This window comes from Alicyclobacillus sendaiensis NBRC 100866, from assembly GCF_001552675.1.
In the GTDB taxonomy this organism is placed as follows: Bacteria; Bacillota; Bacilli; order Alicyclobacillales; family Alicyclobacillaceae; genus Alicyclobacillus; species Alicyclobacillus sendaiensis.
In genome coordinates this window covers 1-8,549 of sequence record NZ_BCRQ01000083.1, presented here as the reverse complement: position 1 = coordinate 8,549, position 8,549 = coordinate 1, and the positions used below count along the sequence as shown (strand labels likewise).

General features: G+C 66.0%; 8 protein-coding genes and 1 riboswitch. Of the genes, 3 read left to right on the top strand and 5 right to left on the bottom strand.

Features of this window, described 5'->3' with window-relative positions:
- The first annotated feature begins 61 nt into the window (after positions 1-61).
- Positions 62-199: riboswitch (FMN riboswitch) on the top strand.
- Between the two features lie 198 nt (positions 200-397).
- On the top strand, positions 398-1,381 hold the full coding sequence (locus tag AS26_RS12635; protein WP_083516110.1) for a DMT family transporter: 984 nt from the start codon (positions 398-400) through the stop codon (positions 1,379-1,381).
- Between the two features lie 98 nt (positions 1,382-1,479).
- On the opposite strand, the gene AS26_RS12630 is transcribed toward AS26_RS12635, so the two are convergent.
- Complete coding sequence (locus AS26_RS12630) at positions 1,480-1,959, bottom strand: anti-sigma factor family protein (RefSeq protein ID WP_245629771.1); 480 nt, start codon at positions 1,957-1,959, stop codon at positions 1,480-1,482.
- Between the two features lie 140 nt (positions 1,960-2,099).
- On the opposite strand from AS26_RS12630, the gene AS26_RS12625 reads away from it, so the two are divergent.
- Positions 2,100-3,086 (top strand): 2-hydroxyacid dehydrogenase, encoded by a 987-nt coding sequence (locus AS26_RS12625; protein ID WP_062310221.1) that lies wholly within the window; start codon positions 2,100-2,102, stop codon positions 3,084-3,086.
- 2 nt (positions 3,087-3,088) lie between these two features.
- A complete protein-coding gene (locus tag AS26_RS12620) occupies positions 3,089-4,078 on the top strand; it encodes a type I phosphomannose isomerase catalytic subunit (RefSeq protein ID WP_062310218.1) in 990 nt (329 codons plus the stop codon).
- On the opposite strand, the gene AS26_RS12615 is transcribed toward AS26_RS12620, so the two are convergent.
- The 4 genes from AS26_RS12615 to AS26_RS12600 all read right to left on the bottom strand — a co-directional run.
- Positions 4,057-5,241 (bottom strand): hypothetical protein, encoded by a 1,185-nt coding sequence (locus tag AS26_RS12615; RefSeq protein ID WP_062310215.1) that lies wholly within the window; start codon positions 5,239-5,241, stop codon positions 4,057-4,059. The two genes, AS26_RS12620 and AS26_RS12615, sit on opposite strands and share 22 nt — an antisense overlap.
- Positions 5,228-6,304: a DUF58 domain-containing protein gene (locus AS26_RS12610; protein WP_062310211.1), complete on the bottom strand. Its 1,077-nt coding sequence runs from the start codon at positions 6,302-6,304 to the stop codon at positions 5,228-5,230. The genes AS26_RS12615 and AS26_RS12610 overlap by 14 nt, the downstream gene beginning before the upstream one ends.
- A complete protein-coding gene (locus AS26_RS12605; protein WP_062310208.1) occupies positions 6,301-7,284 on the bottom strand; it encodes an AAA family ATPase in 984 nt (327 codons plus the stop codon). Before AS26_RS12605 ends, AS26_RS12610 begins: the two co-directional genes overlap by 4 nt.
- A 59-nt stretch (positions 7,285-7,343) precedes the next feature.
- On the bottom strand, positions 7,344-8,549 hold a 1,206-nt coding region (locus AS26_RS12600), incomplete at its 5' end, for a hypothetical protein (RefSeq protein ID WP_306303053.1).

Sequence of the window (8,549 nt, the reverse complement as noted above, 5' to 3'; positions counted from 1 at the left end):
CGCTGAGCGCGGCGTCCTTGCGCTGACTTACGAATCTGAAGTACAATAACGACAAATGAACAGGAACCTTCGGGGCAGGGTGAAATTCCCGACCGGCGGTGATGGCCTTTGGCCTAAGCCCGCGACTCGCCACGTTGTGGCGACGGATTTGGTGAGACTCCAAAGCCGACGGTGAAAGTCCGGATGGGAGAAGGTTCGCGGTGGTCGCAGCGCGCTGCGCGCCGTGTACGGTTGCGGGATGCGGCGTGGCGCTTGACGCGTGCGCCCTGACGTTTGTTGTGCCGTGGAAGCCCCGGGGAGACCTTTGTGCCTCGGGGCTTTCTGCGCCTGCGCCACCAGTTCTCCATCGGCTCCCAGGGTTCCTCCGGAGAAACCATAGAAAGCGGAGGGACGCCCTGTGAAAGACACAACCTCTTTGTCCCGCGCGAGCCTTCCGGCTTCGCTCTGGCTCATCGCGTGCGGCGCGGCGCTGTGGGGGCTCGACGCGCTGTTCATCCTCGCGCTTCAGCACTGGTTCACGTCCATCCAAATCGTGTTCTTTGAGCATCTCTTGCTCGCGCTCTTTGCGGTTCCGGTGCTCGTCCTGAAACGGCGGGAATGGCTCGGGCTCGGTGCGCTCGATTGGCTCGCCGTGCTCTTTGTCGCGTGGGGCGGCTCGGCCGTGGCTTCCATCCTGTTCAACGTCGGGCTCGCGGTGGGCATCCGCTCCGACGCGGTGAACGAGGTGCTTCTCTTGCAGAAGCTTCAGCCGGTGTTCGCGCTGTGGCTGGCCGCTGTGGTGCTCGGCGAGCGGGTTCGGCGCGCGTACTGGCCGTGGTTTGCGGTGGCGCTCATCGGCGCGTACGTCCTGACCTTTGGCTTTGCATGGCCTTCGCTGTCCCACGCGAGCGCGTGGGCTGGGGTGTGCGCGCTTGGGGCCGCGTTTCTGTGGGGCGGATCGACCGTGATGGGCAAGCGCGTGATGCGCAAGGTGTCGTTTCCCACGATGACAGCGCTCCGCTTCGGGACCGCCCTGCCACTGCTCGCGGCGCTCACCCTGATGGAACATCCGAACTGGTCCCGTGTGGCCGGCGGTTTTCAGCATGTGGCCGTCCTCGGCAATCTGCTGTATCAGACGGCGGTGCCAAGTCTCCTGAGCCTCCTCGTGTACTATCGGGGGCTTGGTGGCGTCAAGGCTTCGTATGCCACGCTGGCAGAACTCGCCTTCCCGGCCACGGGTCTCGCGGTCAACGCGCTGTTCCTCCATCAGACGGTGCACGCGGCCCAGTGGATCGGTTTTGCCCTGGTGTGGGTGGCGGTTTACGCGCTCTCACGGATGGCGGATCGCGCGGATGTGGGCGATGGGAGCGCTCAGGAGGCATCCGCAGGGACCGCGGCCTGAAGGCGGAGGTTGTGTCACTCCCGTCGGTCGTCCCATCGAGGATATGCACATCGAAAGGAAAGAGGCGGCGGTTCCCTCGAGGGATCCGCCGCCTGTCGTTACAAGAGCCCCCTCTTCCAGTGCCACTTGTCGGTAATTTCTTCGCCGCGGTGGACGATGGCGCGCGACACATGGGAGATCTTGTTCCACGCTGCCGCGCCGAGCGCCCGCGAATACCGGCCGTGATCGCCCGCAAGGCTCACGAAGCTCATGAGGAGCAGGGCGAAGCTCAAGCTGAGGGCCGTGATGCGCCTGCGCCGCACATACCGCTTGGGCGAGATGGGCTGCGAGTCCGCCGTGGGCCGCGCGGGAAAGGCGATGATCTGCGCGCGCCTCGCGGTGGGCTGTATCGATGCACTTCGGTCATCGTCCGCTTCTTTGGGCTGAAACATGGTGATGAGCTCGCGAAACTCGGCGACATCCCGGCGGCACGCCGGACACGTGGCGAGGTGGCGTTCGAATCGCTTTTTGACCAATTCGTCTTTGAGTTCGTTCAGCGCGTAATCGACGCAGTACGAGCAGATGGACGGGTTGTCCAAATGGTTCTCACCCTCTTGACGGAATCCATACCCCATCGTTTTTCAGTAAACCACGATCCAGAGCGCTTGAGAAGCCCTTTCTTCGAGCCGCCGTTCAGGGTAGAGTGAAACTGGCAACGGCATTCAAAGGGAGGGCGCGTATGGCAAAGATCGTTTCCACCAAACCGCTCAGCGTGGCTCAGCGGGAGAAGCTGTCCCGCTTGGGCGACGTGGCGTGTCCGCCGGAAGGTCGGCGCTTTTCGCAGGAGGAACTGTTCTCGGCGCTTCACGACGCCGTAGGGCTCATCACCTTCGGTACCCGCGTCGACGAGACGCTCCTCGAACAGGCGCCGAACCTCAAGGTGGCGTCGACGGCGTCGGTCGGCTACGATCATTTCGATCTCACCGCCATGCGCAGGCGGCACATCCTCGGCGCACACACGCCGCACGTGCTCGACGACACAGTGGCCGATCTCGGCATGGCGCTCATGCTCGCCGTGGCCCGGCGCATCGTCGAGTTGGACGGGTACGTCCGCAGAGGCGAATGGAAGAAGGGCGACGAAGAGGTCCTCTACGGCGTCGACGTGCATCATCGGACGCTCGGCATCGTGGGCATGGGCCGCATCGGCCGCGCGCTGGCGAAACGGGCGAAGTTCGGCTTCTCGATGAACATCCTGTACCACGCGCGATCGCGCCATGACGACGTGGAGCAGGCGTTCGGCGCGCGCTACGCGGCCCTGCCGGAGCTTTTGCAGGACGCCGACTTCGTGGTCTTGCTCACGCCGCTCACGCCGGACACGGAAAACCTGATGAACGAAGATCGATTCAGGTTGATGAAGCGAAGCGCCATTTTCATCAACCTTTCGCGAGGAAAGACGGTGGATGAAGACGCATTGGTTCATGCGCTTCGCGAAGGTTGGATCCGCGGCGCGGGGCTTGATGTGTATCGGCAGGAGCCCGTACCACCGAATCATCCGCTTCTCTCCTTGCCCAATGTGGTCTGCGTACCGCACATCGGCTCGGCGACGCGAGCGACGAGAACCGCCATGCTGGACCTCGCCATCGACAACCTCGTGGCCGTGCTGGAGGGCCGGCCTAAGGATGCGTATATCGTTCCAGAGCTTAAAGATCTGGTGGAGGAGGGTTGATGATGTGGCCTGTGAAATGCAAGCCGGTGGCCATGGAGCGAATCTGGGGTGGCGACGAGTTGAAGCCGATGTTTGGCGTGAAGACGGATCGCCCCATTGGCGAATACTGGGTCATTTCGGCACATCCGAACGGGATGAGCGTCGTGGACGGCGGTCCGTTCGATGGCAAGACCCTGCAGGAGTTGGTGGAGGCCCATCCGGAAGCCTATCTCGGCCAGCGCGCCCCGCAGAAGCGTTTCCCGCTGCTCGTGAAGTTCATTGAGGCGCACGACGATCTGTCGGTTCAGGTCCATCCGGATGACGCCTACGCGCAGGCGCACGAAGGGGATGCGGGGAAGACGGAGGCGTGGTACGTGCTCGATGCGCCTGCGGACGGCAAGGTGATTCTCGGCAACTCGTTCCCGGATAGAGACACCTATCTACAAGCGGTGCGCGACGGCCGCGTCCGCGAGTATCTGACGTATCGCCCGATTCGGAAGGGCGATCTCGTCTTCGTGCCGTCTCGGACGCTGCACGCGTTGCTCCGGGGCACGAAGGTCCTCGAGATTCAGCAGACCTCCGACGTCACGTACCGCGTGTACGACTGGGATCGGGTCGATGCCAACGGGAAGCCGCGGGAGCTTCACGTCGAGAAGGCCGCAGACGTGATCGCGTACGGGACGGAACCCCCGGCGCCAGAGCCCGTCGCGATGGTGGACAAGCCGGGGTTTGACATCGTGCGCCTGGTGTCGTGCCCGTACTTCACAATCGATCGCGTTCGGGTCCGCGGGCGCTCCGCCGAGATGGAGACGGGCGTGCGCGGCAATCCGGACTGCGCGGTGGTGGTCGAGGGCTCGGGGCATCTGCGCTGTGTGGCCGAAGGCCAGGAGGTGCGCCTGCCAGTGAAAGCCGGGGACGCGCTCGTGATCCCGGCGGACGTGCCGCAATACGCCTGGGAGGCGGACGAGGCGCTCACGGTCATCCGCGCCTTCTACGGCTCATTCGGACCGTAACGGCTCTCTTCGTAGGCGACGAGGAGGGCGGGATCGCCCGGATCTCGCAGCTCGTCGGGCAGGCGGCTCACCAGGGAGCGGACGGTTTCGGCGCAGCCGATGGTGCGCCCCGCGCGGTGCCAAGCGCGCAGGCGGTGTTGCATGCGAATGCGCACGGGATGGGACGTGGGCAGCAGCCGAAAGGCGCTCTCGAGTCGCCGCTGGCGGATGCGCGATGGGACCGCCGCCGGCGCGGGCGGGAGGGCGCGGCTCCGAAGGCGTGCCAAGGCCACCCACGCGAGCGCAATGGCGAGCGCCGCGACGACGGCGGCCGCCGCCAACACGAGGGCTATCGGAACGGATGTGTGCCCCAAGGCTGCGGGCGATCGCGGGGTGACAGGCGGATGGCCCGCCGGATTCGGCTTGACGGGCGCCGCGCGAGGTGGAACGATGCGAGGCAAGACGGCCACGAGCGCCGTGCCCACTGCAATCAGGCCAGCCGTCGCGATGGACAGGCGGAGGACGGCCCGGAGCAACCGGGCCGGCGCGTCGCGAAACGCCACGGCGAGCGCGACGGGGACGAGCCACGCGCGCCTCGCCCGTGTGCCGTAGGTCAGCCGATGCGCGGACCGTGCCGTCGCGACGGCGCCAAGCACGGTGACGCAGGGATACACCGTGGCCACGGCTTGGCCTGCGGGGGTCGGCGCCGACAGCGGGCGCACGAAGACCAGGTAGGTCGCCCATCCGATCACGACCACCGCCATCGCGGCGCGAACCAAGCTGCGGCTGGCCAGGGCAATGTCGCCGTAGGTCGCGAAGGGCAGGCACAGCACCGCGGCGAGGATCGAGGCGGCGATGCCTGCGACGAGCCATCCCGGCCGATGAAGCGGGAGAAAGCAGGCCGCGCTGAACGCGCCGCCCGCGGCGACGCCGATGGCCAAAGATTGCGGGAATGGGCGACGCGCCGCGGCGGCTGCGCAGGCGCTCGACATCCAAGCGGCCATCGTGAGCGCGACGAGGTCGCCGAATGGACCCGAGCGGCCCCAGAACAAGTTCGCGACGGCCCACGCGGCCACCATTCCCTGCGTCCCACTCATCAACGCCCGAAAGGCGAAAGGCGCATCGGCGAGGGGGATGTAGGACCGCTTTCCCGATTGCCATTCGCTCTGGTTATGGTTTCGCATCGCGTGAAGCCTCCCTCGCGAACTCCTGACCATCTGGTTCCAAGGATGGCCCAAAGGACATCCACGTGACCTGAACACCCAAGCGGGACAGCCGAGCTCCCGCGTCGCGCGCTGGAAGGGGGCTGAGGACGATCCAGTGCCTTGGCGAAGACGCGGATCGCGCCAGCGCGGCGCTCAGCGCGTCGAAATCGCACGTCGCGATGGGCTGAGCGTGCGCGAGCAGGGATGCGACGCCTTCCGCAGAGAGCCAGGCCACACTCGCCCGCCGCCGATTGCCGCAGGCGGCGTTGGTGGCAAAACACACGCGGCCGCCGCCGCGCGTGAGCCACCGGGCCATGGCGAGCGCCTGTTCGCACATCGCGTCCAGCGTGTCGGGGTGGAGTCCGCTGAGCCAGTAGGGCTCGGACGCCTGCGCACTCAGCACGATGGCCCAGTCCGGCGCTTCCGTCGTGAAAAATTCCTTGACCACCAGTTGGCCGAGCCTCGCCGATGCGCGCCAGTGGATGTGGCGGACGGGATCGCCATAGGTGTAGGGCCGAACGCTTCGCAGCGCGGTCTCGTCGGGGAACGCGCGGGTCTCGCGCGTCATCCACCCGGTGGGGGCGAGGCGAAGGGGGCGCTCCAGGCGTTTGTGGCGGGGGCGCACCGCGAGCGATACCCGGTTCTCGAGGGCGACGTCGAGGTCGAGGAGACCCATGCCCTCTCCGAGCGCGGCGCGCACCTGAATGGGAACGGCGGGGCCTCGCCGCCAGCCGTACGCGGTGAATTGGATGTCCGCCTGGCGACGTGGCAGGATGGCGAGCGACACGTGGCCGAGGCGCACCGCTTGTTCGCGGTGGAAGGACAGTTGTGGGGGCAGTTCGATCTCGACCTTGGCTAAAGGGATGGGCATGAAGGACCGGTTGACGAGCGCCACGGAAAGCCTCACTTCGTCGCCGGGCTCCAATTCCGCGCGGTCTGAGGTCAACGTCCCTTCGACGCGGCCCGAGACCGCGCGAGCAAACGCGCGCGGCCACAGCCCAACGGCCAACACCATGAGGAGGGGGAGCCACAGCCAGGTCACGGCGCGTTCACTTCGCGTTCGTGCGGAACCGGCGTGTCGCCGAGGATGGACTGGAGGAGCCGATCTCGCTCGTTCCGTTCCGCCCACGCGATGTCGAAGACGAGGCGGTGGCGCATGACGGGCAAAAACGCCTCCTGAACGTCGTCGGGGGTGACGAAGTGCCTCCCCGCGAGCAGGGCGAGCGCCTGCGAGAGCCGCACCAGCCAGACGGCCGAGCGCGGGCTTGCGCCGAGGGAGATCTGATCGTGCTCCCGCGTCCGCCGGGCGAGCGACACCGCGTATTGCAATACCTCGTCGTGGACGAAGATACGGCGGACCAACCGCTGCAGGCGCACCACTTGGTCGGCGTCGAGCACCGCGTCCGGCGCGCTGTCCTGGTCCGCCTCAGCTAAGACGCGGCGAACCATGTCGACCTCCTGCGGCGCCGGCAGGTAGCCGAGGGACACCTGCACGAGAAAGCGATCGAGCTCAGCCTCAGGGAGGGGAAAGACGCCCTGCGATTCGACCGGGTTGGCTGTCGCGAGCACCAAGAACGGTTTCGGGAGCGGCTTGACGTCGCCATCCACGGTGACGGCCTGTTCAGCCATCGCCTGCAGGAGCGCCGACTGCGTCCGCGGCGTGGCCCGGTTGATCTCGTCGAGCAACAGCACCTGTGTGAAAATGGGACCGGGATGAAACCGGAACACCTCTTCCCGCGGATGGTACACGGTCGTGCCGATGACGTCGGACGGCAGCAAATCCGGCGTGCCCTGCACGCGGGCAAACGACAGCCCGAGCGCGGCGGCGAGCGAGGAGGCGAGCCTCGTCTTGCCTGTGCCAGGCACGTCCTCCAACAGCGCATGGCCGCCCGCCAGGCACGTCGCGACGAGCATCTTCACCGCGCGGTCTTGTCCCACGACGCGTCGGCACACCGCGGCCATCACGGCGTCGATCCGCGGCTTTTCCTCTGCCACAACGTCCGCCAACACCCTTTCGGACATCGGTGCGTTTTCCTCCTCTTCGCACGCGCATTCGCGCCCGAGTCTGACGCGCGCGTCGCTTACTGAAAAAACCACCCATGACTGAACAGACCTGCGCCCAGGGCTCCGACGGCCGCGAAGGATGCGAGCGAAACCCAGAACAGAAACGACGTCGGCTGTTGCACAAAGCGCCGCGCGATGCCGCCCGTCGCCGGATACACGATGGAGGCGAACCGGAGCGTGCTTTCGAGCGGATTGTGCGGCATGTTGGCGCAGAGGTCGATGGCCGCCAAGCCCCACATCCAGAGCCCGCTTTCCAGACTATCGATCATTCTGCCATGGGAAGGCGACAAAAGGAAGCGATCTCGCCAAATGGCGACGCCACCCTGGACGCACATGAGCGCGATGACGAAGACCGTGAGCGCGCCGACGGATGTGAATGCGCCCTGCACGATGGCGTCCCCCACGTTGACGAACGGCCAAGTCCAGTGGCGGTGCCAACTGTTTTCGGCGGCGAAGATGGCGAACGGCGTTCCGAATCGTTTCCACATGTACAGGGCGTACGCCGTCGGCGTGACGCAAAAGCATGCCACGAAGGCGAGCGCCGCGCCAAAGCGGCGCAAGCGCACAAGCCTGAGTGCAAACAGGATGGCGAAGAAGCCGAGATCGTGAAAAGAGGGGGCGAGGAATGCGCCGAAGCACGCTGCGGCAAGGCGGCCGCGGTGATCCGGCCGTTCAAGTCCCCACAGGATGAGGAGAAACGCGGTGAGCGTGTACGTTTCCGTGTACAGGGAGTTGAAGAAGATGGCGCAAGGGCTCACCGCGAGGAGGAGGACGGCGGGGAGCCCGGCGCCTTGGCACTCCTCCTCCGCAATCGCGTAAGCCAGGAAAAGATCCAGCACAAAGAGAACGTTCGTGAGCACCCACGCGCCGCCGATGCCAAGCGCGTGGATGACGATGGGGAGACCGGGTAAGAAGGCGGCCGCCTTGTCGTAGGGCACGAAGGGCACCGCGTTTCCCGTCGCGAGGAAGGTCCTCTGGACGTGCGCGGGAAACACGTACCCATAGCGGGCGATGTCCACGAACCACTGACTATCCCATTGCAGGAAATTGTCGAGCCACGTGCCGGTGATGGTCAGTCTGGCTGGCGCGTCGCCGATGGGGCCGAGGATGCCCATGAGCAGGATGACCCAGTGGGCGGCCCACCCGGTGAGGACGGGCCGGATTTGAGAAAGGCGCTCTTGAACGTTCAATGAAACTTCGCTCCCGTCTGTGTGCTGTGTGCG

Excerpts from the sequence above, each read along its gene's own strand:
- AS26_RS12620 (WP_062310218.1), top strand. The coding sequence starts at position 3,089 with ATGTGGCCTGTGAAATGCAAGCCGGTGGCCATGGAGCGAATCTGGGGT.
- AS26_RS12615 (WP_062310215.1), bottom strand. The coding sequence starts at position 5,241 with ATGCGAAACCATAACCAGAGCGAATGGCAATCGGGAAAGCGGTCCTAC.
- AS26_RS12605 (WP_062310208.1), bottom strand. The coding sequence starts at position 7,284 with ATGTCCGAAAGGGTGTTGGCGGACGTTGTGGCAGAGGAAAAGCCGCGG.
- AS26_RS12625 (WP_062310221.1), top strand. The coding sequence starts at position 2,100 with ATGGCAAAGATCGTTTCCACCAAACCGCTCAGCGTGGCTCAGCGGGAG.